At 43.7% G+C, this 24530-nt stretch carries 24 protein-coding genes; 14 read left to right on the forward strand and 10 right to left on the reverse strand.

Annotated elements, in window-relative coordinates; genetic code table 11:
* Positions 1 to 29 precede the first annotated feature (29 nt).
* From PLE7327_RS16375 to PLE7327_RS16420, 10 genes are all read left to right on the forward strand, one after another.
* Positions 30 to 533, forward strand: a complete 504-nt coding sequence (locus PLE7327_RS16375; RefSeq protein ID WP_015144910.1) for a hypothetical protein — start codon at positions 30 to 32, stop codon at positions 531 to 533.
* A 244-nt stretch (positions 534 to 777) separates the two neighbouring features.
* Positions 778 to 1308 (forward strand): COP23 domain-containing protein, encoded by a 531-nt coding sequence (locus tag PLE7327_RS16380; RefSeq protein ID WP_015144911.1) that lies wholly within the window; start codon positions 778 to 780, stop codon positions 1306 to 1308.
* 91 nt (positions 1309 to 1399) lie between these two features.
* Positions 1400 to 2416 (forward strand): hypothetical protein, encoded by a 1017-nt coding sequence (locus PLE7327_RS22785; protein WP_015144912.1) that lies wholly within the window; start codon positions 1400 to 1402, stop codon positions 2414 to 2416.
* A gap of 38 nt (positions 2417 to 2454) precedes the next feature.
* Positions 2455 to 4578, forward strand: a complete 2124-nt coding sequence (locus PLE7327_RS22790; protein ID WP_015144913.1) for a CHAT domain-containing protein — start codon at positions 2455 to 2457, stop codon at positions 4576 to 4578.
* 278 nt (positions 4579 to 4856) lie between these two features.
* Entirely contained in the window at positions 4857 to 5384 is a 528-nt protein-coding gene (locus PLE7327_RS16395) for a Ycf51 family protein (protein ID WP_015144914.1), read from the forward strand.
* A gap of 70 nt (positions 5385 to 5454) precedes the next feature.
* A complete protein-coding gene (locus PLE7327_RS16400) occupies positions 5455 to 6585 on the forward strand; it encodes an iron-containing alcohol dehydrogenase family protein (protein ID WP_015144915.1) in 1131 nt (376 codons plus the stop codon).
* Between the two features lie 291 nt (positions 6586 to 6876).
* Positions 6877 to 7140: a hypothetical protein gene (locus PLE7327_RS16405; protein WP_015144916.1), complete on the forward strand. Its 264-nt coding sequence runs from the start codon at positions 6877 to 6879 to the stop codon at positions 7138 to 7140.
* Positions 7141 to 7409: 269 nt separating this feature from the next.
* The gene (gene devC / locus PLE7327_RS16410) at positions 7410 to 8576 is read left to right on the forward strand and encodes an ABC transporter permease DevC (RefSeq protein ID WP_015144917.1); all 1167 of its coding nucleotides are present in this window, start codon (positions 7410 to 7412) and stop codon (positions 8574 to 8576) included.
* 533 nt (positions 8577 to 9109) lie between these two features.
* Positions 9110 to 9814 carry a DevA family ABC transporter ATP-binding protein gene (locus tag PLE7327_RS16415; RefSeq protein WP_015144918.1) on the forward strand — a complete coding sequence of 235 codons (705 nt, stop codon included), beginning with the start codon at positions 9110 to 9112 and terminating at the stop codon, positions 9812 to 9814.
* Positions 9815 to 9974: 160 nt separating this feature from the next.
* Positions 9975 to 10211: a hypothetical protein gene (locus PLE7327_RS16420; protein ID WP_015144919.1), complete on the forward strand. Its 237-nt coding sequence runs from the start codon at positions 9975 to 9977 to the stop codon at positions 10209 to 10211.
* 386 nt (positions 10212 to 10597) lie between these two features.
* Here PLE7327_RS16420 and PLE7327_RS16425 read toward each other — a convergent pair whose 3' ends face one another.
* From PLE7327_RS16425 to PLE7327_RS16435, 3 genes are all read right to left on the reverse strand, one after another.
* On the reverse strand, positions 10598 to 11152 hold the full coding sequence (locus PLE7327_RS16425) for a phycobiliprotein lyase (RefSeq protein WP_015144920.1): 555 nt from the start codon (positions 11150 to 11152) through the stop codon (positions 10598 to 10600).
* 76 nt (positions 11153 to 11228) lie between these two features.
* Complete coding sequence (locus PLE7327_RS16430; protein ID WP_015144921.1) at positions 11229 to 11801, reverse strand: penicillin tolerance protein; 573 nt, start codon at positions 11799 to 11801, stop codon at positions 11229 to 11231.
* Between the two features lie 58 nt (positions 11802 to 11859).
* Positions 11860 to 12078 (reverse strand): hypothetical protein, encoded by a 219-nt coding sequence (locus PLE7327_RS16435; protein WP_015144922.1) that lies wholly within the window; start codon positions 12076 to 12078, stop codon positions 11860 to 11862.
* A gap of 121 nt (positions 12079 to 12199) precedes the next feature.
* On the opposite strand from PLE7327_RS16435, the gene PLE7327_RS16440 reads away from it, so the two are divergent.
* Positions 12200 to 12856, forward strand: a complete 657-nt coding sequence (locus PLE7327_RS16440; RefSeq protein ID WP_015144923.1) for a HEAT repeat domain-containing protein — start codon at positions 12200 to 12202, stop codon at positions 12854 to 12856.
* A gap of 3 nt (positions 12857 to 12859) precedes the next feature.
* Here PLE7327_RS16440 and PLE7327_RS16445 read toward each other — a convergent pair whose 3' ends face one another.
* Entirely contained in the window at positions 12860 to 13564 is a 705-nt protein-coding gene (locus PLE7327_RS16445) for an HAD family phosphatase (RefSeq protein WP_015144924.1), read from the reverse strand.
* A gap of 118 nt (positions 13565 to 13682) precedes the next feature.
* Positions 13683 to 17693 carry a magnesium chelatase subunit H gene (locus PLE7327_RS16450; protein ID WP_015144925.1) on the reverse strand — a complete coding sequence of 1337 codons (4011 nt, stop codon included), beginning with the start codon at positions 17691 to 17693 and terminating at the stop codon, positions 13683 to 13685.
* Between the two features lie 384 nt (positions 17694 to 18077).
* Here PLE7327_RS16450 and PLE7327_RS16455 point away from each other — a divergent pair, with 384 nt between their 5' ends.
* Both PLE7327_RS16455 and PLE7327_RS22795 read left to right on the forward strand, forming a co-directional pair.
* Positions 18078 to 18329 (forward strand): hypothetical protein, encoded by a 252-nt coding sequence (locus PLE7327_RS16455; RefSeq protein WP_015144926.1) that lies wholly within the window; start codon positions 18078 to 18080, stop codon positions 18327 to 18329.
* A 182-nt stretch (positions 18330 to 18511) separates the two neighbouring features.
* Entirely contained in the window at positions 18512 to 19474 is a 963-nt protein-coding gene (locus PLE7327_RS22795) for a tetratricopeptide repeat protein (RefSeq protein WP_015144927.1), read from the forward strand.
* Positions 19475 to 19630: 156 nt separating this feature from the next.
* On the opposite strand, the gene PLE7327_RS22800 is transcribed toward PLE7327_RS22795, so the two are convergent.
* The 4 genes from PLE7327_RS22800 to PLE7327_RS16475 form a co-directional block, all read right to left on the reverse strand.
* The gene (locus tag PLE7327_RS22800) at positions 19631 to 20059 is read right to left on the reverse strand and encodes an HNH endonuclease (RefSeq protein WP_015144928.1); all 429 of its coding nucleotides are present in this window, start codon (positions 20057 to 20059) and stop codon (positions 19631 to 19633) included.
* The gene (locus PLE7327_RS16470) at positions 20056 to 20421 is read right to left on the reverse strand and encodes a hypothetical protein (protein ID WP_015144929.1); all 366 of its coding nucleotides are present in this window, start codon (positions 20419 to 20421) and stop codon (positions 20056 to 20058) included. The genes PLE7327_RS22800 and PLE7327_RS16470 overlap by 4 nt, the downstream gene beginning before the upstream one ends.
* Positions 20422 to 20477: 56 nt before the next feature.
* Complete coding sequence (locus PLE7327_RS24915) at positions 20478 to 20636, reverse strand: hypothetical protein (RefSeq protein ID WP_186005329.1); 159 nt, start codon at positions 20634 to 20636, stop codon at positions 20478 to 20480.
* A gap of 439 nt (positions 20637 to 21075) precedes the next feature.
* Positions 21076 to 22314, reverse strand: a complete 1239-nt coding sequence (locus PLE7327_RS16475; RefSeq protein ID WP_015144931.1) for an S-layer homology domain-containing protein — start codon at positions 22312 to 22314, stop codon at positions 21076 to 21078.
* Between the two features lie 227 nt (positions 22315 to 22541).
* Here PLE7327_RS16475 and PLE7327_RS16480 point away from each other — a divergent pair, with 227 nt between their 5' ends.
* Positions 22542 to 24176 carry a radical SAM protein gene (locus PLE7327_RS16480; RefSeq protein WP_015144932.1) on the forward strand — a complete coding sequence of 545 codons (1635 nt, stop codon included), beginning with the start codon at positions 22542 to 22544 and terminating at the stop codon, positions 24174 to 24176.
* A gap of 117 nt (positions 24177 to 24293) precedes the next feature.
* On the opposite strand, the gene PLE7327_RS16485 is transcribed toward PLE7327_RS16480, so the two are convergent.
* Positions 24294 to 24527, reverse strand: a complete 234-nt coding sequence (locus PLE7327_RS16485; RefSeq protein WP_015144933.1) for a type I-E CRISPR-associated protein Cse2/CasB — start codon at positions 24525 to 24527, stop codon at positions 24294 to 24296.
* Between the last annotated feature and the right edge of the window lie 3 nt (positions 24528 to 24530).

Below are 24530 nucleotides of genomic sequence, written 5' to 3' on the forward strand. Positions count from 1 at the left end.
GTCATTAAGCCTATGTTTGGTTAAAATCTTTGAGCCAACCAGTAGATATTCTTCCCCCTGATACACTAGCGCAAGAACTAGCAGCCATTCAGCAAACTGGCTCCAAGCGCATTGCTATTTTAGGCTCGCGCCATGTTCCCCTAACTCACCAGCAGCTGATCGAAATGATGAGCTACGCTCTCGTGTTGGGCGGCAATCGCCTAATGACCTCTGGTGCCACGGGAACGAATGCAGCCGCTATTAAAGGTGCCATGCGAGCCGATCCTAATCTTTTAACCGTAATTCTGCCTCAAAGTCTCGAACGCCAGCCACGAGAATCACAGGAACAACTCAGACAAGTTATTCACCTAGTACAATGCCCAGAAAACGATCGCTTGTCTCTGGCTGAAGCCAGTGCTATATGTAATCGAGACATTATCTCTCGCTGTCAACAGCTTATTTGCTTTGCCTTTCACGATAGCGAGACGTTGCTGAAAACTTGCCAAGAAGCAGAAGAACAACGTAAGCTAGTTACCTTATTCTATTTTGACTAGGATAACGCTCGCCCTCGAATCGCGAGATTGGGGAAATTAACCAAAACTAACCCAATCGCTCTGTAATATATTCTGTAATATATTTTGTTATCTTTGCTAGTGCACTTTGATGCCGCGCTTTTTATTATAGTAGGCAATTAAAGCTCTCAAGTTCTCTTTTAAGCTCTCTCAAGAGAGTAACTTTTCAGAGCTTTTGAGAGCTAAGAGCCAAGAGAATACCCAATCTAAAGAGGAGTAAACCCATATGAAATGGAAGTTAATTGTATCTATTTTTCTGGGGACAGTTTTATTAACGACGCTCAGTTTGAGACCAGCCAAAACTCTCTCTCAGGAAAACCCTCAGCCTAACTCGCAACCTGAAATGACTTTTGTCTGTGCCTCAGATGTAGCTCCGCCAACTACCTATGCTTACATTCCAGGAAAGGTCGAGCTTCAACCCTTAATGAGCTGGTATTCTGAATATTTACTTCCAGGCGATTCGGCAGCAGCACTTTGTCAACAAGCCGCTCTAAAACTACAAAGCAAATACAACGAGCAACAGGAGTACCTCTTGGCAAGCAATTGGACAGACGAAATGTGGAAAGTCTGCATGGTCTCAAAAGAAGGGGAAGACTGCAATGCAAGCAGTAGCGTCTATTTATTTAGTTTAAACAGCAGCTATCAATCCCCTAGATGTTTAATGGAGGGAATTCAACCTTTACAATGTCCTCGCTCTAGAGGAAAGGTTATCAGCCTTCCAGGAGGAAGTTATACGCCTAAATGGTGGATTTTCTAAAGCTGCATTGGTCTCGTCAAAAGTTGCTATCTGTGAAAAGATGGAATGATTGAGCTAAAAATTTGGAATTTATCTCCTTAAACTTTGAAAAATGCTTGCTAAGTCCATCTACTGGCTACCTTTTGTTTCTTTACTGACTGCTACTTTATTACAAGGTACTACACAGATTGCCCGAAGCATGGAAGAGCAAGATTCTGTTTCAAAGCGATCGATTCAAAATATAAATCCCCCAGCACGGACTGGAAGTTTTCTTGAAGACTCAAACTTTTTTTCGCTGCCAATTTCTCAATCCAACACGCCATTCTCACAAAATACAATGATAGAACCCCCTAACTTGCGCCGCGCGCCCGTTGGCGGAGAAGAGGAATTTAAACCCAAAAAAGTGCCTTTAAATATTCCTGGACTTGAACAGATAGAACAACAGGAAGCTAGATCGGCTCCCTATAAAGCAGCTCCTAGCATTTCTATCATAACCCCTTCTGGTTACGGAGCTGATTGGGGAACAGCGGGGATTGGAATTGGTTTTCAACAGAGAACTCGTTTTACAGAAACTAGCGATGCGGTAGTCGGATTAGGTTTTGGTTTAGGCGACGCTCAAAACCTTGTGGGCATTCAAGTCGGTCTTGCCTTAGTAGATGTCAGCGATCCTTTCAGAGATGGAAGTATAAGTTTTAAAGTCCATCGACGTTTACCATACGATTTCAGTCTCGCCGTAGGCGTACAAGGTGGAGTAACTTTTGGAGTAACCGACGGAGGTTCATCTGTTTATGGCGTTGTCAGTAGAAGATTTGCCCTCAAGCGAGATGTCAGAGAACCGTTTAGCGAAATTTACACTTCTTTAGGAATTGGGGGAGGACAATTTCGCTCGGAGTCTGATATTAATGAGGGAGTTGAATCTGTGGGATTATTTGGTAGCGTAGCCGTAAGAGTTCTCGAACCAATGAGTTTAATTACTGAATGGACTGGTCAAGATTTAACGATAGGAATTTCATGGGTTCCTTTTCGAGATCTCCCTCTAGTAGTTGTTCCAGCAGTTACTGATGTGACTGGAACGGCTGGAGATGGCGCTCGATTTCTCATTGGCGTTGGTTATGGTTTTTCATTTTAATTGATTTAACAATTAATTGAGATTTTGATGATAAGAATATGAAAATCTTTCAATCTTGGTTCAAAATCAGTTTATTCGTCAGTCTATTTCTAATGCTTACCACTCCTGGTAATACTCAGACTGGCAACATGTCAGATGTTACCGGACCCAATCCTATTCCTGGGGATACTAATCCAGATGGTGGTAACAATAACTCTGGCGGCGATACCAACTCCGGTGGGAATACCAACTCCGGCAGCAATAACCAAGCAGGGGGCAATACTAACTCCGGTGGTGGAACCGGCAACATCAGTTCGGGTACTGGCAATACTAACTCCGGCAGCAATAACCAAGCAGGGGGCAATACTAACTCCGGTGGGACTACTAACTCCGGCAACAATAACCAAGCAGGGGGCAATACTAACTCCGGTGGGACTACTAACTCCGGCAACAATAACCAAGCAGGGGGCAATACTAACTCCGGTGGGACTACTAACTCCGGCAACAATAACCAAGCAGGAGGCAACCGCATGGGGACTAATACTTCTAACAACCGCAACGCAGAAGGCAGTAATCGGACGGGGGCCAATTCCCGCAACGCTGAGTCAGAAGATAAGACACAACGGGCAACTGAATCGGAAGACCAGAATCGACAGGCAACGGAACGAGGAAGAACTGACCGACAGGAAGCTTCGCGAGAGCAAGAGGAAGCCAAACGAGAACAAGCTGAACGAGAACGAGATGAACGAGAACGAGCCGAACGGGAAGAACAAAAAGAAGAGAAAACCGATAAAGAGGCTCAGCCACAACAAGCTGCTGTCACTGTAGATAGAAGTGCTTATGACAGTCAGCTTCAACAAGCAGATCCCGTGCAAGCAGTACAGCTTCAGGAAGAGTTTCAAGCAGTAGAAATTCAGAATTACTTAGGCATAGAACTCTATGGAGACAATCCTCCTCCCGAAAAGATTTCTGCTAGCTTATCCAATCTCAGTCAAGTCACTGGGAAAAAATCCGCAGTGATTTATGTATCTGCTGTTGATGAAGAAATCATTACTTTTTCAGTTTTGCCAAGTCCTTCTCAGGTCTCCGATCGCTCTGGTGCCAGCAGTCAAATTCATGGTTCCAAAGAGCAAAACCCAAAAGATAAGCTCGCTCAGCAAAATGAGTTTACCATGTTGCATAAAACATCGATCCCGCGAGCTAAATTATTAGAAACTGTTAAAAAGTTTCAGGAAAATATCAGCGATGAATTTAAGGTAGGAGAACAAGAATATTTACCATATTCTCAGCAGTTATACCAGTGGATTATCGCACCTATAGAAGACCAGTTAAAAGCCAATGGGATTGATATTTTGGTGTTCGCGTTGGACGATGGTCTAAGAGGATTACCGATCGCAGCTCTTAACGACGGTCAACAGTATTTAGTTGAAAAGTACGCTTTAGCTATAGTTCCCAGTTTTGGTCTAACCGACATTGGGTATGTCGATGTAAGAAAAAGCCCTATTCTAGCTATGGGGGCTTCAGAATTTACCGATAAAGTTCCTCTACCAGCAGTGCCAGTCGAACTACAAACCGTTATCGAAAATCCTCGTCGCGGAGAGAAGTTCCTTAATCAAGATTTTACGATCGCAAACTTCAAAAACGAGAACCTGAAAGAACGGTTTTCTATTATCCATCTGGGAACTCACGCAGAATTTCAACCAGGAGATCGAGATCGATCTTACATTCAATTCTTTGATAGCCGACTCAGCATGGGTCAACTCGTACAACTCAGCGACGAACTGGGCTGGAGTTCGTCTAAAAATTATCCGGTAGAATTACTGGTGTTGAGCGCTTGTCAGACGGCTTTAGGCGACCGCCAGGCAGAATTGGGATTCGCTGGGCTAGCCGTTGCAGCTGGAGTCAAGTCAGTCCTCGCCAGTCTTTGGAATGTCAGCGACTTGGGAACTTTGGGCTTGATGGGTCAGTTTTATCAAGAGTATGGCGAATTTGCCAACAAAGCAGAGGCTCTGCGACAAGCTCAGTTAGCTATGCTCAAAGGACAAGTACGAGTAGACAATGGCAAGATGATGCTGGCGAATGGAGAAAGTATCCAGCTTCCACCGGAGTTTCCCAAGGGAACGTTAGAGCTATCTCATCCTTACTATTGGGCTTCCTTTACCATAATTGGCAATTGGAACTAACAAAAGGGCAGTTTCTTTCCTAATTTCTTTATTAATTGGCGATTTTCGGGAAATAGCTTGAGCCTACTAAAAAAGATTGAGAGGCTCAAGCTTTCTAATATCAATTACATAAATAAACGAACTTGTCAGTTTTATAAAGCCATGGGATTTATGCCCGATGGCATGTCTAAACAAGATAGACGAGAAAATACAATCCTGACACAATTGAAATACTCGTATATCAATCTTTAAGATTGAATAGGATTCGATGGGCTACGAATTATTTGAGATTATTGCCAATGGATACGTCATCGCTGGATTTTTCTACTTATACTCAATGGTTGGGAATCTTGACCTTAATATGTCTCGTCCTCACAATTTTGGGGTTTGTCTTCGGGTGGGGCATTCGCTTTCGCTTGGTCGGGGTAACGAGTTTTATGGTAGTTCTGACGGCAGGAATATTTGCTCTGGGACTGGGATTATTTACTCGCACGGTTGTCCCCGGTGCCGTTCGTTTTGCTCTGGTTTACGATAACGGGGCAACCCAGGCAGTAATCGCCGTGCCGCCGAAAATAACCGAATCGGAATTGGAGGCAACGCTGCGGCAAGCTGCTGACGATTTATTTTCCTATGGCAGAAACAGCATTGGTGGCGAAAATCAATTAACCATTCGGGCGCGCGTCTTGCTGCATCCAGAATCAGGAGTATCAGTACCAGTGTATGTGGGACAAGTCAAGCGATCGCTCGCTAAACGGGACGACGACCAAATGCAAATCGAAATCTTCCCCGAAAGTCTCGCTAAATTGGAAATGAACGCTAAGGGATAACGATCGAAGAGCAACAGAGGCTAACATAGAGAAAAATACATCCATATTAATGAGATAGAACGTTACAAAATTGTCTAGTCACGCTGCCACTTCGCTCATTTCTCTGTTTGTCGCCCCCACTCAAGTCCTGCGGGGTGAAAATTCTCTTCAAGCTGCCGCAGAAGCGATCGCCCTTTTGGGAAAGCGTCCCTTAGTCGTTGGCGGCAACCAGACGTTAGGGATCGTCAAACCTCATCTCCAGCCTCTCTTCAAACAATCCAAACTGAACGCCTCTGAGGCAACCTACAGCCCCGACTGTTCGGAAACCTCGTTAGCCTCTCTCAGAGAAGCCGTCAAAGAGCATCAAGCCGATCTGATTATTGGCGTTGGTGGCGGAAAAGCCTTAGATACGGCAAAATTGCTGGCGCATCGGTGTCAATTGCCCGTAGTCACCATTCCCACCTCTGGGGCGACTTGTGCTGCTTGGTCGGCTCTGTCTAACGTTTATTCTAATGAAGGAGCATTTCAATACGATGTCCCTTTAAGTCGCTGTCCCGATCTCCTCATCCTTGATTATGAGTTAATTAAAACTGCGCCGCAACGGACGCTCGTGGCAGGAATTGGAGACGCGATCGCGAAGTGGTACGAAGCCTCGGTTAGCAGTGGTGCTTCAACGGCAACTCTGACTATTGCTGCGGTACAACAGGCAAGAGTTTTACGCGATATCCTCTTGCAAAAATCCTCTGCTGCCCTAGAAACTCCTGGCGGCGAAGAGTGGCGAGAAGTGGTCGATGCAACCGTTTTACTCGCAGGAGTCATCGGCGGGTTGGGCGGAGCAAATTGCCGCACGGCTGCTGCCCATGCCGTTCACAATGGCTTGACCCATATTCCAGCCGCTCACCATGCTTTACACGGAGAAAAAGTTGCCTACGGTATTTTAGTGCAATTGCGGCTTGAAGAAATGATCCAGGGAAATCAACTTGCCGTCTCCGCCCGACAGCAGTTATTGAAATTCTACGACGAGATCGGTTTGCCAAAGACGCTAGAAGATTTAGGGTTGAAAAATATTACTTTAGCCGAACTGCGTTATGCGGCAGAAATCACTTGCCGTCCCGATTCTGATATCGATCGCCTGCCTTTCCCCGTTTTACCCGAACAGTTAATGGCGGCAATGGTGTCTACAGCATATGAGTGTGCCAAAGTTTCCAGCCTGCGCGTGTAGTTTATCGCGATCGCGCGGGTAAGGGCATTAAATAAAGCAATAAGAGCTTAATTTTCATAAATTTCTAGCGGCAGATCGTCTGGATCTTTAAAGGCAGGGGCATTCTACCAAATTAGCCTCTCATATTTTTTAGGAGCGCGATCGCTCGACTTGATTTTATAACAAGTGTTCGATATAGTAAAATTCAGCGATCGCGTCATTGGCGAATGCGAAAATCCAAAATGGTATGATGCGAGCGGGAATCTTAGCACAAGAGATGTAGTTAATAGCGGCTGGAGCTAGAGGGAACAAATGAAAAGCAACCTGTTGTCTAACACTTCGCGCATTTGGCTGCGATTGACGAAATGGAAGCTTCGCTGGGCGATCGCTCCCAATTCCTATATCAATACGCTGATGATATTACACGAGATTGCTTTAGAAGACTTGGAGTTTTATGCCATTTACGACCCCAATATTTTCAGCGTAGCCGTTACGATTTTGATGTTTAAGCCGATTGAATATCTCCTTGAGGTCGCTGTTTGCTTATTTGCCTCCCGCTGGCAGTGCGATCGATAAGTTTGCACCATTCTCAAGTCAGCGATTGAAATCGCTGCCTCATATTTCAAGTCGTCTAAAGACGACTGCATAAGAGAATTTATTTCCCGGCGGTTGATGCAACTGCTGCAAGAGGTAAGTTTCAACTAAGATCTTGCACCTTCATTCTCATGTGTCCTGGACTGTACAGGATTAAAAAAACTTTTATCATAATGAATAACTTGTGTTTATCATAGCTCTTTATTATAATCTTATTTATAACGAACATTCGATATTAAGTTGATTCATTAATGATTCTCAAACGCTTGCGCAAAACACCCCTAGCTTGGCTTCAGCTAAAGAAAGAAAAAACGCGCTTTTTCGTCGCTTTAGCAGGAATTGCCTTTGCAGATATTCTCATGTTTATTCAATTGGCATTTCAAGATGCGCTCTATGATGCAGCCGTCAAACCCCATCGCAATTTAGAGGCAGATTTAGTCTTAATCGATCCGCAACTACAAACCCTGTTCTCGGTCAAAAGCTTTCCGAGAGAGCGTCTTTATCAAACATTGGCATATGAAGGAGTCGAGTCCGTCAGTCCCGTCTACTTTGCCTCTGGGCAGTGGCGCAATCCTGAAACTCGTCTAGAGCGGACTATTCTCGTGTGGGGAATCGATCCGGTAAAACCGACATTTAAGTTTTTAGAAGGCAACCAAAATCGAGAGCAACTAAAGCAGCTCAATCGGGTGCTATTCGATCGAGCAGGTCGTCCAGAATACGGAGCGATCGCGGATATTTTCAACCAGACTGGTACCCTAGAGACAGAAATAAACAACAAAGCGATCGCGGTGGCAGGTTTGTTTACCAACGGAGCATCCTTTGCTGCCGATGGCAACGTCATCGCTAGCGAATCTACCTTTCTGCACCTATTCCCCAATCGCCAACCCAATCAGATCGATATCGGTCTGATTGCACTCAAACCGGGTACAGATGTCGAAACAGCGCGATCGCGACTCGACGCAGGTTTGCCCGACGACGTTCTAGTCCTGACTACAGAAGAATTTGCCCAAATCGAGCAACAATACTGGGCAAATAGTACGGGCATCGGTTTTATCTTTGGACTGGGAGTAATTATGGGTTTCATCGTCGGGATCGTCATCGTCTATCAGATCCTCTACTCCGACGTATCCGACCATTTGCCGGAATACGCGACGCTCAAAGCAATGGGATACAGCGATCGCTATTTACTAACAGTTCTCATGCAAGAAGCTTTAATTCTAGCGGTACTGGGTTATATTCCGGGATTTATTCTATCGCTCGGACTGTATCAGCTAACCTACGCCGCCACCATGCTTCCCATCGCCATGAAAACCAGTCGGTCGATTACCGTGTTTATTTTAACGGTTTTGATGTGTTTTATATCGGGCGCGATCGCGATGCGGAAATTACAATCTGCCGATCCCGCAGACATTTTTTAGAATTTTCAGAAAGTTTTATTAAAAATTTAACAAATATGGAGACATTACTGAGTTCTATTGTCGCGATCGCTGCTATTGATAGCATTAATCCAAGTGCTATGGCAGTTCAAATTTATCAAATTTATTTGTTGAGTACGCCGAAACCAATAGCTCGTTCTGTCACTTTTATCGTTGGAAAAATTCTTTGCCGCTTGGATAGCTGGTTGGTTATTAATTCTAGGATTGACTCAAATTATCGCTCAACTATTCAGCCGTCTAAACGAAGTTATCTATTTTTTCAGTTCCTTCTTGGCATTGTCTTAATTCTGCTTGGCTACCACTCCAACAAATTTGCTAACCAGTCAACGACTAATTTTTCTTTCATAAAAATGCTGCTTCCGTACTCGATCGCATTCATCCCTCGATCGCTGATTAGTTTCCCAAAATCATGTGCGTCGTTCTGATAATTTTTGGCTTTTTACTAATAGTTGATTCTGTTATCTATCTATTCAGTCACTCAATCTTTTAACTAGATTATCAATCCAAAATTAATCATGACCCAAACTACACTCACTCCCATTATTTCTGCCCGCAACCTCAACCATTACTTCGGTCAAGGTGCGCTTCGCAAACAAGCTTTATACGACATTAATTTAGAGATTAACTTCGGCGAAATCGTCATTATGACGGGACCTTCTGGATCTGGTAAAACAACTCTATTAACTTTATTAGGAGGCTTACGTTCTGCCCATGAAGGTAGCCTAAAAATATTAGGACAGGAAATGTGCGGCGCAAGCAAGCAACAGTTAACGCAAGTTCGCAAACGAATTGGCTATATTTTTCAGGCAAACAACCTAATGACTTTCTTGAGTGCAAAGCAAAATGTGAAGATGTCTTTGGAATTACACGAGGATTTTCTTGATGAAAAGATTGATGCCAAAGCGATCGCAATGTTAGAATCCGTTGGGTTAGGAAATCGCGTCGATTATTATCCAGAGAATTTATCTGGCGGACAGAAACAACGAGTTGCGATCGCACGCGCTTTAGTTAGCCATCCTCAAATTGTCTTAGCAGATGAACCCACCGCCGCACTCGATAAAAAATCCGGTCGAGATGTGGTGGAATTGATGCAAAAGTTAGCGAAAGAGCAAGGCTATACTATTCTACTGGTGACTCACGACAATCGCATTCTCGATGTCGCCGATCGCATTATTTACATGGAAGATGGTCGTTTAGTTGATGATGGTAAGACAAAGTAATGCGATCGCATATATTTCATTCCAGATATTTTAAGAATTTACTAAATATAAAGATTTAGTATTTATATTAAGAAATCAATGTTTTTTAAAATTATCTTATCTGTCAAGCAAATAGTATTATTTAGGCTTTAGGATATAGAGCGAAGAATTGGAGGAAATTATGAATCCTTTCGAACAAAATAAATCCACAATCCAAATAGAAGATTTAGGTTGCTTGAGAGAATTATCCGATCTAGAAGTGGAAAAGATTGCTGGTGGTGCTGGTTCCACATCCAATCCAATTCAAGCCATGGAAGCGCTCTTACAACAGGCACAACGTATGGCTATGATGGCAACCGCAGCAAATATCTCTGCTAGCTCTGCGAGGAATCTTGCCTCCCCAGCAAGAAAGCAATAAGAATTTTGAATAGTTTGATAAACCAGAAATCTGAGTACAAATCCAATGGCTAGCGTAGTTTTGTCTACGGTAGTTCATCGAGTTAGGGCGATCGCGTGTGAGCAATTTATTAACGTAAATCAAACTGCGATCGTCCGATAAAAGTCTTTTAAAATCCAAAATCGATTTGGATCGTTTCGCGTTGACGCGGCTAAAACGCATAAAATAGCTTGTAACTAAGATCTTGCACCCTTCGCAACAGGTGCCTGGAAATCAATTTCCAGGCTTATATATCAAGTCCATTAAAATGGACTGAAACACTTCTCTAGTCGTATGAAGACGACAAATATGAGGCAGCGATAGAACATCGAGGGTCGGACTGTTGAGACTGGCGCAAGATCTCAGTTTTAACTAACTTTTAGTTCTACGCCAAATCCAACTAAAGCGACTTGTTCGAGTGGCTGTCCTTCTGGCGGACGTTGATAGTTGATTATTTTTCTAATGCGTAAACTGGGATTAACTAATGTAATCGAATCGACGGAGACAACGCGAGTGTAATGAGTCGTCATTAATAATTCTCTGGTTTGAGAATCGAAGCGAAAATGAGAAATAATTGGTTTTGCTTCTTCATAGGCGCGATCGCGCAGATAATCCCCTTCTAAAAAAGCATTAATTTTTTGTTTGGGAACGAATAAAAGATTGAGTTGTTGAGAGACTTCTTCGCCTTTTTCAGAAATTGTATAAAATCCTAAGCTAAATCCTGGAAGACTTTCTAAATTTGATAGTAGAGCATATTGATTATCTGACATAACTTTAGCTTTTAGATCGGAAGTTAGAGGAGCGATGGTAAATTCTGTTCGCGATCGCTCGACTTCATTGTGGGTTAAATAGTGATACGTTCGTTCCGTCGCCCAACTGCCCACGCAACAATCAAAAAATTCTACAAATTTAGAAGTATCCATAATTCAGTTTTTAAAAAAGCTAAAGACTTACAACAGTTAGTGTAAAAAAAATGCCCATACAGTCATTTATTCAAATTTACTGAAACTGTTTCATTTTCTCAATTAAATGGTCAAAGTAAGGAGCGATATTTTCTAATTCTTCCCCTTGAAATTGTTTTAAACTAAAACACTTTAAATTTTCCAATCCTAAAACCATTGCCTCTAAAGGAACGCGCAATTCTTGGTAAAGTAATTGCATATTGTTTAATCCTTCTTGACTGGTATAGGCGGTACTTTGACCAGCAATGCCATAAGAAATGCAGCGCAAAAAATGCCAGAAATCTCGCCAACAAGCTTCTGCCCTTTCAGGAGGATATAAGTCGCCTCCTGGTTGAGTAATATTCGGAAATCGTTCTAAAACTTTCTTTCTAGCTTCGCTAACGATTTCAGTCGCTTTTTCTCTCAATAATTTTGCTCTTTCGAGTGACACTAAGGTCTCTGAAGAAAGGGTTTTGATTCGTTCTATGTCTTCGTCAGTAAGATAGCGACCTTCATCATCTGCTTTCTGAAAAATGGCAATTACTTCACTAGGATAATGGTTTTTCCAAGTTGCAAAGCTAACAATTCTTGCCTTGGGAATTAATTGTTTAGCTCTTTTGCTGAGTTGCATAATTCTAAGATAACTTAACTAAATGTTTTTGCTCCCGAACGTTTTACTGAATTTGTTGTTACTGAATTTGTTGGGCACGAAGTTTTTCTATGGCGGCATCAATCCGAGCAATTTCAGGATGTCGGGAAAGGTGTTCCATAGCAGCTTTTTTAGAAAATTTGGCTTTTTGCGCCATTTGGAGCATTTCGTTGACAAGCCTTTCTCGATATTGCTCTAATTCTAGGATGACTTCCTTAATTTCTGCTGCTGATACTGGTGTGGTTAAATTCTCAGACATAAGCTCTACTTTCTGTTAACGATATATTGCTCTAGCCTTTATCTTCCCAAAACCTGTCTCCTATCGCTACTTTTGTAAAGTAAAGTAAAGTAGAATTAAGAAAACTGTCTCGATAACGCTTATGGAAATTAACCAGATTGAAGCCTGTCTGAAAAGTTCTGACTCTCAAGATAGACTCAAAGCGATCGTTGAGTTAAGACGTTATGATTCAGAGATAGCCGTTCCCCTGCTGCTCACTAGAATACGCGACCAAGAATTTATCGTCCGTTCCTTTGTGGCGATGGGATTGGGTAGAAAGCAATCGGCAGAAGCATTTGCTGCCTTGCTAGAGTTAATGCAATTCGATCGCGATCCTAACGTTCGTTCGGAAGCTGCAAATTCTCTCTCGTTTTATGGCGAGATAGCCATGCCTCATTTAGTGGCAACCTTTTATCGGGACGATCATTGGTTAGTTCGTCGCAGCATTCTTGCAGCAATGGTTGAATTAAATTCTCCAGAAGAATTGTTTGAAGTCTGTGCGTGCGGATTAGAAGGGGAAGATCTGACAGTCCAAGAAGCTTCTGTTAATGCGTTGGGTTTGCTTGCTGGTACGATTAGAGAAGACGCCGCATTGGAAAAACTTTTAGCTTTAGTTAAAGTAGATTGGTGGCGCCTGCGAGCGGGTGTTGCCAAAGCTTTAGCAAAATTTGACGATCCGAGGGCAAAAGAAGCTCTCCTACAGCTAAAAGAAGATGCGGATCATCGCGTTGTAGGGGCAGTCTTGGAAAGTTTATTGTAGCAATTAGCGACTTTGAGAAAAAACTCGCTCGATCCTTTCTAATTCTAAGTCCCACAAGTAATCGATCGCCCAGTTGGCTAAACGTTGCATGATATGAAAGGGATAGGTATTGGCTATCCCGACTACTTGCATTCCTGCCTTTTTTGCTGCTTGAATTCCGGCAGGAGTATCTTCGATCGCTAAGCAATTTGAGGGTTGTAGTTGTAGTGTCATGTCTAAACGATTGAAGCGCTCGACTGCTAGCAGATAGCCATCGGGTTGGGGTTTGCTGGCTTTTAGATCGTCGCCTGCTACAATAACACTGAAATAGGAAGCGATGCCAGCGCGTTTTAGAATCAGTGCAACTTCCGAACCCAATGCACCCGTTACTACTCCTATTTTTAATCCTTTTGCCTGAATTTTAGCTAGAAAATCTGTTAGTCCCGAATAAATTGGCAGCGTTTCTAATTGTTCTATGCGTTGCTGATAAGATCTAGATTTAATTTCAATTAATCGATCGAGATAATCGTCTAATACCATTCGTCCTCGACGAGAAAGAATGTTAGACAGACAAGCACGATCGCTCCTTCCCAAACAAAATTCTTGAAACTCCCCAGCAGAGGGACGCAGATTTTCTCTCAATAAAATTTCATCAACTAACTCTTTATGAATTGGTTCGTCGTTGATAATAACGCCATTGAAGTCAAATAAAATTGCTTTTAAAGTCATCCGCTTTTGGATTTTTATGTTTAATTTTATGATGAAATTTGATTGAAACAATTATTAATAAAAAGAGACACGACAAAAAATTTTATCGCGTCTCTTTTTCATTTTATCCTATTGAGAATTACTCAATCCCTTCAATCCGATCTTCAACCTCTTGATACAACTCGCGCAAACGGTCTAGATTCTCTTCGCTGGTTTCCCAATAACCGCGACCGTTGACTTCGAGTAACGTGCCGACAATTTTGCGGAAAGAATTGGGATTGAGATTCATCAAACGCCGACACATTTCCTCATCTTTAATGAAGGTGGAATTGACATCTTCATAAACCCAATTATCGACTGCATCGGCAGTTGCAGACCAACCCATCGTATTGACGAGACGTTTCGAGAGTTCTCTCACGCCTTCGTATCCGTGACTGAGCATTCCCTCATACCACTTGGGATTGAGTAGCTTCGTCCGCGCATCCAAGCGCACGGTTTCCGATAGCGTCCGTACCTGTGCGTTAGCAGTCGTCGTATCGGCAATGTATGCCGCAGGTTTCTTGCCATCTCCCCGTAGGTTAGCAACAACTTTTGTCGGGTCGGAGTCGAAATAGTGAGAAACGTCGGTAAGACTGATCTCAGAAGAATCGAGGTTTTGGAAGGTCACTTCCGCGGTTTTGAGTGCCGATTCAAATATCTTCCGATTTTCATTCATCACGCCGGGATTGTCGGAGTCAAAGGCAAAGGACTTGCGATTGAGATACATTTCCTGTAATTCTTTTTCTTCTTCCCAACTGCTGTTTTCTACTGCCAGGTTGATGTTAGAAGAATAGGAACCGGAAGCGTTGGAGAAGATGCGAGTCGCCGCTTGACGCAAGCTTAATCCCGTATCTTTTGCTTGTTCTAAGGCGTGTTTGCGGACATAGTTCATTTCTAAGAGTTCGTCTGCTTCCGCTGCCAGCTTCACCGCTTGGTCGAGTAGATTCATCTGATTGATGAACAAGTCGCGGAAGACTCCAGAACAGTTGACCACTACGTCAATACGAGGACGACCCAATTCTTCGAGGGGAATCAATTCTAATTTATTAACTCGTCCTAAGGCATCGGCAACGGGTTTGACTCCCACCATCCACATAATCTGTGCCAAAGATTCCCCATAGGTCTTGATATTATCGGTTCCCCAGAGGACACAGGCAATTGTTTCGGGGTATTTGCCGCCATTATCTGCCTTTTGTCGCGCTAGCAGTCGGTCTACGACGATTTTAGCCGATTTTACTGCCGCCATCGTTGGAATGGATTGGGGATCTAGCGCGTGGATATTCTTACCCGTTGGCAGAACGTCGGGATTGCGGATGGGGTCGCCTCCGGGACCGGGAAGAACGTATTCGCCTTCTAATGCCTTTAGCAATGCACCGAGTTCGTTATCGGCGCAAACCTGTTCTAAGCAGAATTCGAGATATTCAAACAGGGGTTTCAATGCCTCCTGGTCAACTTTGGGATAACCCAATTGATGCAACGCTTCTACCCAAGGCGCTTTTTTGCCGATATTGAAGAAATTGAGTTTGGAAATCATCGATACTCGTCCCTCTGCGTCTACCTGCGCCTTGACTAAGGCAGATACGGCAGCGCGAGTTGCTTGAGTGATGTTTTGCAGCAAGTCAACGTCTTCGAGGATTCCTTTGTCGCTATTTTTATAGATCTCGTCGATATCGCGTCCGATGCTATTGGCAATGATACGAGGTAAGGAAAGAATTTCTTCTTCTTCGCGATCGAGAATGGCTATATTCACTAAAGTTGCGATCGCTTCTTCGGCGCTTGGCGGTTTGCCGATGACATGTAATCCGCAAGGCAGTAAGCGCGATTCGATTTCCATTAACTTGCGATAGACCAAACCGACGACGTTATCTCGTTCTTGGGCGGTCATGTCTTGGGCATTGGTTTCTGGTAAAGCGATATCTTTGTCCAGATTGCACAGTCGCGCTTTATCTAAGATGGTATCGACAATCTGTACCCCACGCCCGCTATCTTTGAGGGTTTGATAAGAACCAATTAACTCGCTGAGTTCTTTCAACCCTTTGTATAATCCTGCATTTTCTGCGGGAGGAGTAAGATAGGAGATAGTTTCGGCATAGCTGCGACGCTTGGCAATGGTCGCCTCGGAAGGGTTATTCGCCGCGTAGTAGTAGAGGTTGGGAAGATTCCCAATGAGGTTGTCGGGGTAACAATCTCCAGACATTCCCATCTGTTTGCCCGGCATGAATTCTAGGGATCCGTGCGTTCCAAAATGCAGGATGGCATCTGCTTTCCAGACATGATTGAGATAAGTATAGTAAGCGGCAAATCCGTGGTGGGGACTTGCAGAACGAGAGAATAACAAGCGCATGGGGTCGCCTTCGTATCCGAAGGTAGGCTGTACGCCGATGAAGACATTACCGAAATGCTTGCCGTAAATGAGTAGGTTTTGTCCGTCGCTGTTGAGATGTCCTGGCGGCGGTCCCCAGTTTTCTTCGAGACGGACTGAATAGGGGGTTAAGCTTTCGTACTGTTCGACCGACATCCGATAGGCAATGTTTAATTCGGGGCTTTTGTACTGTGCCTGCGCGTCGTGAATAACTGCTTCCATCAACGCTTTGGGCGACTCCGGCAAATCTTGCACGTCATAGCCATTACCTTGCAGTGCCTTCATTACTTCATAAATCGAACCGAAGACATCTAAATAGGCAGCCGTTCCGACATTTCCTTTATCGGGAGGGAAGCTAAAGACGGTGATAGCTATTTTCTTTTCTAGTTTGGGCTTTTTGCGTAGGTTTGCCCACTTCATTGCCCGTTGCGCGATCGCTTCGATTCTATCCTGTAAAGCGATCGCTCGTCCGGTGTTTCTATCTCGACCGGAGAGAATAATCGGTTCGATCGCGCCGTCTAATTCTGGAATGGCAATCTGCAAGGCAACTTGAATCGGATGCAGTCCCAGATCGCTTTCTTCCCATTCTTGCGTGGTTTGGAAGACCAGGGGCAAGGCGCACATATAGGGGCGATTTAGGCGCTTAAGCGATTCAATTGCTTTGGGATGGTCTTGTCGCGCGGGCCCTCCCACTAAGGCAAATCCAGTCAGAGAGACTGCGGCATCGACAAGAGGAACTTTGTCCTTTGTCGTTTTTCCTTTGTCATTGACTAATGACGAATTGTAGAAATAAGCGTCAACGGGTTTCGAGAAATCCAATCCGCCTGCAAAGACGGGAATTACCCTTGCGCCCATCGCTTCCAATTCCTGGATCATCGCCACATAATGGGCATCATCGCCCGTTACCAGGTGAGTTCGTTGCAGGATCAGACCGATACAAGGGGCTAAAGGATCTTTGAGATCCTCGGAAATATCGGTGCGGCTGTTATACCAATGGAGATAGTCTTTGACATCCTCAAACATTTTCATCGCTAGCGGATGCCAAATGCCCATGTCGGGATAAACGACGGGTTCTTGATACTCAACCGACTTATCCTTATTTCGATCCTTAAAAACATATTTATCTGCCAACATCAGCAGGAAATTCTCCAGATTTTCCGAAGAACCGCCCAACCAATACTGGAAACTGAGCATAAAATTGCGGGCATCCTGTGCTTTATCGATGGGAAGGTATTTTAGGACTTGCGGCAGAGTACGCAATAGTTTGAGCATGGCGTCCTGGAAAGATGCGCCCGAATTTTCCTTACGCTTGCGCATGAACTGCGCGATCGCACTTTTAGACTGACCGAGTTGCGCCATCGAGAAACTTCCCATTTTATTGAGGCGCATTACCTGTGGCATCGACGGAAAGACCACGATCGCGTCCAATTTATCTCTATATGGCTGTACTGCTCCTACCACTTTTTCGGCTAGGTCTTCGATAAAAATCAGCGAGGCAATAAAAATATTCGCTTCGGCGATATCTCGCTTAAAATCTTCGTAATTTTCTCGATCGCGCAGTTCTTCGATTAAATAGCCGCTAATTTCGATCGCTAGTCTGGGATTGTTTTGGTTAATCTGCCTGACAGCGGCAGATAGGGAACTCTGGTACTGAGGCTCTAGCACGACATAGACCACCTTTAGTAAGGAACGCCCGTCTAAGTTTTCTGGAACGATATGGCGAATGGTGGACTTGACGTGAGTGAACATATATGACGCTTCTCCTTCTGATTCGGTCTGCTTGGATAGGGGAAAGAAACAGGCTCAACAATTTTTAATGACCTGCAATATATAGTCCACTTGTGTTTGTATCAGAAAATGACCTACCAATGAGCGCTTACTCTCCTATTCGACACAATTTGATAAAAATAGAGACTTGTTTTGTTACATTTTTAAACAAAATAGTGAGTGTTTGCTTTAATTAATTTTTTACAAAATTTAACATAATAAATCTCTATTTGTTATTTTTGAAGAGTAATAATAGTTCCGTCGGTTCTATGCCGAGTCGCTGCGGGACGGGAAGCGATCGCTTCCAAGCTGTTATTGACAAGTTAAACATGGGAACAATAGCAGTAGTTCGACCCACCACCAAATATGCAATACCTGCTTTACGCGATCGCTTTCTACTTACTGATACTCGTTCTCCCCTATCTCATTGCTTATTTACAGTTTCGCAAGTCGATCTTGCAATACCCAAAGTACGAAATTTGCTCGGATAATAGCCTTCCCGTTCATCTGACGGAGTTATTTCAAAAGCCAATTAAAGATTTAGAGCCATTTGGCTTCGAGCCATGCAGCTATTTACTGGTAGAGCAAATGCAAAAGCTCGATCCGCAGACAACCTAGGAGCTTTTACGATAAATATATCGAGAATTATATCGATCGCTTACTGAAGTTAAAACAGATATCGACCGTAAAGGACACTAACTTATTTCAATACAATCGGCTGACAGCTTTCAAAAAAGCGCGACAGTCTGTTTAAAGTAGTCGGCGTAATTTGTCTGGGATTGTTAAGAATCAACTCGCCGATGATACTTGCATTTACTTTGCTTATCGCCTTAAGCATTCCCAGCAGCTTTCGCATTGCCAAAGTTCATGCCAAGTTGCGCCAAGAACTGCGACAAAACCCGCTCACAGATCGAGAAAATCTCCTGCCTTCCATCTTCGGACATCTAAAGCAATTGGGATATGGCAACTTGCCCCATACTCAAAAATCGGTGCTGGTAAAAGAATTAATCCAACGCCATTACGAATCGCGTGCCGATTGGAGGACGAGGGTTTTTCTGAGTGCCATTTATTTAGGAAGCTTATTTGGAGGAGTCGCTGGCGCTTTTGGGGCAATCTCTCCCCATTGGATAGGTTTGCTGTCTTCTTACTTTAAAAGTTCCCAACAAACGCGCGATCGCATTACTCAAGAAAGACAGCAGGAGATCGATCGCGCCACCGAAGCTTTACGTCGCAATCCTAATGATGTCGATGCTTATCTCAAACGAGCGCAGATGTATACTTGGCTGGGCAAGGATCGGGAAGCGCTAGCCGATTACGATTGCGCTGTCAGTTTAAAACCCGACGACATATCATCTCGCCTGAATCGCGCTAGTTTTCGTGCTAAGTTGGAAGATAGTCAAGGCGCGATCGAGGATTACGACTACGTACTGCGCCTAGAACCTCACAACATACAAACCTACTACAGTCGGGCGCAACTGCGCAATGAAATAGGAGACTATCGGAGAGCTTTTGACGACTACAATACCATTATCCAATTCCATCCCAAAGATAGCTGGGCTTACGTAAAACGTGGCTATGTTCGCCAGCAGCTAGGAGATTACAAAGGTGCGCTTGTCGATGCTAACCGCGCGATCGCCCTAGAACCAGAACTGCCTGATGCCTATGCGCTGCGCAGCGAAGTCCGCCGCCGTCTGGGAGACAAAAAAGGCGCTCTTGCCGACGAGAAAAAAGCAGACGATCTCTACGAAACCTCGAAATACTAACGGTTAGCAACAGAAATTTCATAAAGCTTGCATTTTAGGTTTCATGGGTTTCTCTTTTCTATTTTCTTTACTTGGCTATAGTTTTCACAAAAACTAGCCAAAATAACATAGTAACTCAATTGTATTTTTTAACTGAATCTCTGGAGTAGGTTATTACTAATTCGTTAAAAGTTTTTGTAATGTTGACTTGCCATGAATCAATGCGATCGCATAATCCAAACTTGGCCGATGTATCGCGGGGAGAGATGTTCGCCATTGCTTAAAAGGCGTTGTTTTCTTATTATAGTTACAATCCCAACACATTACTAAAAGATTGCTCGTGTCTAAAGCTTTTGTATAGTGATATGATAATGGTTCTAGATGGTCAATAGTTCCAAACTTAGTATCCTCTCCACAAACAGGACAAATATAACCCAATTTTTCTAATTGCTGCTGTTTAAACTTTTTTCCATCTTCCGAGTCTCGCCATTGCTCGAACAAAGCTCGTTGGTGTTGCGTACAGTCTCTAATAGTTGAATAAAACCGGGCTGCATTGCGAGAGAGCTTATCTGCTTTTAAACTAGCTTTTTTTGACCAAGATGTCATTTTCTACCTCGTTTTATTTTACTTTCTAGCTTTGTTAGCGTCATTTCTAATTCTCGATCTTTACTATAAAAATTATTAGCTAATACGTCAGATTTGCAATTCCAAAAAATCGAGCAGCTATTCTTAGTTATTCTTTGTTTATGAAATTTTTCTAGCCCGATGACCTCGGCAGTTTTTCTAACTGATAACAAGACTTTATCGACCATCTCAGGTTCGCACTCTAAAACTGAAAGAGCATCCTGAAAATCTTTTTTATAATTAAAATTATAACTAGATAACTCAGGGAATAAATATTTGAATTCTTGAGTTTTGCTAACCTTGGTTAACTTAAAAATCTTTTGTTTTATCTCGTCTCGTTTCATTTTTTTCTTGGGTTCTAACTCTAGAAGATAAAGATACGCTAAACCTAAAAAGCTTTTTATTTTTGTTTGGTATCATATTGAACCGTTGGTTGCAGAATCTTCGTAATAAATTGGCAAATTTCACTTCTGCTAACCATATCATCCATTAAGCCATCGGCAATGTGTTGTAGGTTTTCACCCATCGCATCTCGCCATTCATCCAATTTCTGACGCAAAAGATGGATTTGTTGCTGCCAATAAGCTACTTCTTTCTAGGCTCTATTTAGCTGCCCGTTACGAATCATCACTTGATTAAGAATTTCTTTATTCTTGGTTCGCGCATCATTGCGATCGCTGACCAAAATTCTCAAGAATTCTGCATACTTTTCGTTAAGTTCCGCTATTTCACGAGCAGACTAAATTTGCTTTGCATTATAGCTAGGAGTTAATTCAGAGGCTAACAGCAAAAGTCCACTTATAAATATTGCCTGAATGCCTCTACGATCGCACGAGAATAAACGGGTGCATATCCCTTGGAGAGGGGAAACGGAAGAGTAGGGAGAACTTCTTCCCACACTCCCCACACTCCCCATTCTCTTCATCTGTAGCCAGAAAAGAAGCAATTGATATTAGTAAGCTCGTAGAGTGCGTCAATTGTCAATACGTCTAAATACCTCATTGATTTTGATTCTGGTTAGCAGTCCGTTGCGTTTGTATCTGCAAGGCATCTCTGGCAGAGATCCCATCTCCTTGGAATCCAAAATACCAGAGTGCGGCGGCAGCTTCGGCACGAGTTACATTTTTTTTCGGTTGAAAAAGGGTAGTCGAACCAAAGACGCGACCGATGTTTGCTTGTCCGCTATTTTGGTAGTCGGCATAGAGCGATCGCAGTGCTTTAGGATCTATTTTGGTAGCATCTTGGAAACCCCAAGTCTGTTTGATTTGATCGATCGAAGCTGAGGGTAAGGCTTTGCGATGATCCAGTGCCACTTTCCAGGCAATTAGATCTTCTCGCGTCAAAGGGGAATCGGGACGAAACAGCATAGCAGAATTATCCCCAGTCAACGTCGAAGAAATAAACCCTGCCTCTGCCAGTCCTTGAATAGCAGCAAAATCGGGATCGTTTTTCGGCACGTCTTTAAAAACGGGTTCCGAAGTGTTAGTAGCGAGACGAAGTTGTTTGCCTGGTTGGTTGGCAAATAATTTATTATTCGCCGCAACTAGCCAACGGGCATATTCTCGGCGCGTAATAATGGTATCGGGATTAAACCGATCGCCTTGGTTTTGATTTGAGACTAAAATTCCTAAAGCGGCTAGATCTTGCACGTATCCGCGCCAAGGTTCGGCAATGCGATCGAGATCGGAAAATTCTAAGGGAGTATCCGAGGCGAGTTGAGTGGGTGTAGGGTTATCTGTTGGCGAGTTGGCAGCGTTATTATCTCGCTGGTAGGCGATCGCAAATTCTGTTGGAGAGGATGAAGCGATCGATATTTTTACTTCTAAGTCGTTCTGACGCGCTACCAAGGCATTTTCTGCATTACCTTCCTCTGTAGGGAAAGGTGTAACAATCTGCCAACCTCCAGACTGAAATTGCTGTTGATAAAAAGTTGCGATCGCATTACTGGGATCGTTAGATTGCCAGCGCGTGATGCCTTGTGCGGCAGTCAATCCGGGTTCTGCCGCCAAAAATTGTGCGGTTGGATAGCGAGGAATATCCGCAGGAAAGGCATCCGGTAATTGACCTTGCGATTGAGGTGGCTGAGTCTCTAAAGACGAAGAAGTAGGCGTAGAAGAGTTATTTTTCAGTTTCGGATCGGGCGCGAACGCGCTTTCTATACCGCTACAGGCTGTTAATGTACCCAGCAGAAGGGCTAATAGACCGATACGAATCGTAGCGTATTTTTTAGGCAACACAGTTGAACCAATCGAGGATACAGGAGGGTCGCTATAGCAATCTTAGTAGTTCGGGCATCTTGCCCGCGCAAGCGGGCCGCTCGCACTACCTTCACAAATGATTTAGGATGGCTATATCTAGTACTAGGCTAGCGCAGAGTCGTTATATTTACCTTAATAAATACTCTCTCAACTGGCTTCTACAATAGTATATGGAACCTGCCAGCTAACTAAGATTCGTCTAATCTGTGACTGTATTTGACTGCGAACGCCTTCTATTTACTCCTGCTTCTCCCAACCCCGATGCCATTCCGGTGATTTTTGCCTTTCCCAATGAATATAGTGTGGGAATTACCAGCTTAGGCTATCAGGTTGTTTGGGCAACTTTGGCAATGCGTCCCGATCTCCGCGTCAGTCGCCTTTTTACCGACGTTTGTGAAACCCTGCCGCGATCGCCAGAACTGTTGGGCTTTTCTTTTTCCTGGGAACTGGATTATATTAATATTCTCAATCTTCTCGAATCCTTAGAAATTCCTATTCGTGCTGCCGAACGCGACGACACCCATCCCCTTGTTTTTGGTGGCGGTCCTGTATTGACGGCTAACCCGGAACCGTTTGCAGATTTCTTCGACCTAATTTTGTTAGGAGATGGGGAAAATTTACTCGATAATTTTGTTGATGCTTATCAGGAAGTTAGAAGCGCAGATCGTCAAACTAAATTGCGCTATCTCTCGCAAGTTCCAGGTATTTACGTTCCCAGTTTATATGAAGTTACTTATGACAGTCAAAAGGGAAAAATTCAATCGATCGCACCGATAGATTCTGAAACTCCTACCCGAATACAAAAACAAACTTACCGAGGAAATATTCTGTCTGCTTCAACTGTCGTGACCGAAAAAGCAGCTTGGGAAAATATTTATATGGTGGAAGTGGTACGCAGTTGCCCGGAAATGTGTCGCTTCTGTTTGGCAAGTTATCTCACCTTGCCGTTTCGGACAGCAAGTTTAGAGGGATCTTTAATTCCTGCGATCGAACGGGGATTAAAAGTTACCGATAGAATCGGTTTATTAGGCGCATCCGTTACTCAACATCCAGAGTTTGAAAAATTATTAGATTATTTGTCTCAACCCCAATACAAAAACGTGCGACTGAGTATTGCTTCGGTACGCACCAATACCGTGACCGAAAAATTAGCTAGAACGCTAGCAGAACGCGGTACTCGTTCGATTACGATCGCAGTTGAAAGTGGTTCGGAAAAAATTAGACGAATTATTAATAAAAAACTGACCAATGAAGAGATAATCCAAGCTGCTATCAATGCTAAAGCTGGCGGTTTAGGGGCGATTAAATTTTATGGCATGGTGGGAATTCCTGGGGAAGAAGAAGCGGATGTCGAAGCAACGGTGGAAATGCTGCAAGCAGTGAAAAAAGCAGCTCCCGGTTTGCGATTGACGCTAGGATGCAGCACTTTTGTACCGAAATCTCATACCCCATTTCAGTGGTTCGGGGTGAATCCCGACGCGCAAAAAAGATTGAAGTGGTTAGAAAAACAACTGCGATCGCGCGGCATCAATTTTCGTCCAGAAAGCTACAATTGGTCGGTCATTCAAGCGTTAATTTCTAGGGGCGATCGTCGTCTTTTTCAAGTCTTAGAACTCACCCGACAGTACGGCGATTCTCTTGGGAGTTATAAACGTGCTTTTAAACAACTCAAAGGACGGTTACCTAATCTAGATTACTACGTTCATAGCGACTGGGCAACCGACCAAATTTTACCTTGGCACCATTTAGAGGGCCCCCTTCCTCAGTCAACATTAATTAAGCATTTGCACGAAGCGATCGGTCATTTTAACGCCAGTCGATTAGTCGAACCTGTAGGGTAAGGTGCCAGAGAGACTTTTGAAATCTCGCCGGAGGGATAGTGTTTAGTCATCTGTCATCGATCGTTGGTAATGAGTACAAATGACCAATGAGCCTTTCCCTTGAAGCATCTTGCTCGTCTATGGCATAGTTTTCCACGCTTGAGCTACGATGTCGCTTAACCAGCGTCGTTGAACGCGATCGAGAATGGGATCGTCTTGTAATACTTCGGCTGTTAAATCATCGAGGGACTGTCCCTGAGAACGCGCCATCTTGACAAGACCCGCGATCGCCACAGCAATCATTTCTTCGTCAACGGGGCGCTGACGGAGCGCCATAATTTCTTCAGGATCAACTGGAATAGAGTAATTCATAAC

Origin of the sequence: Pleurocapsa sp. PCC 7327 (assembly GCF_000317025.1) — a bacterium.
In the GTDB taxonomy this organism is placed as follows: domain Bacteria; phylum Cyanobacteriota; class Cyanobacteriia; order Cyanobacteriales; family Microcystaceae; genus Hydrococcus.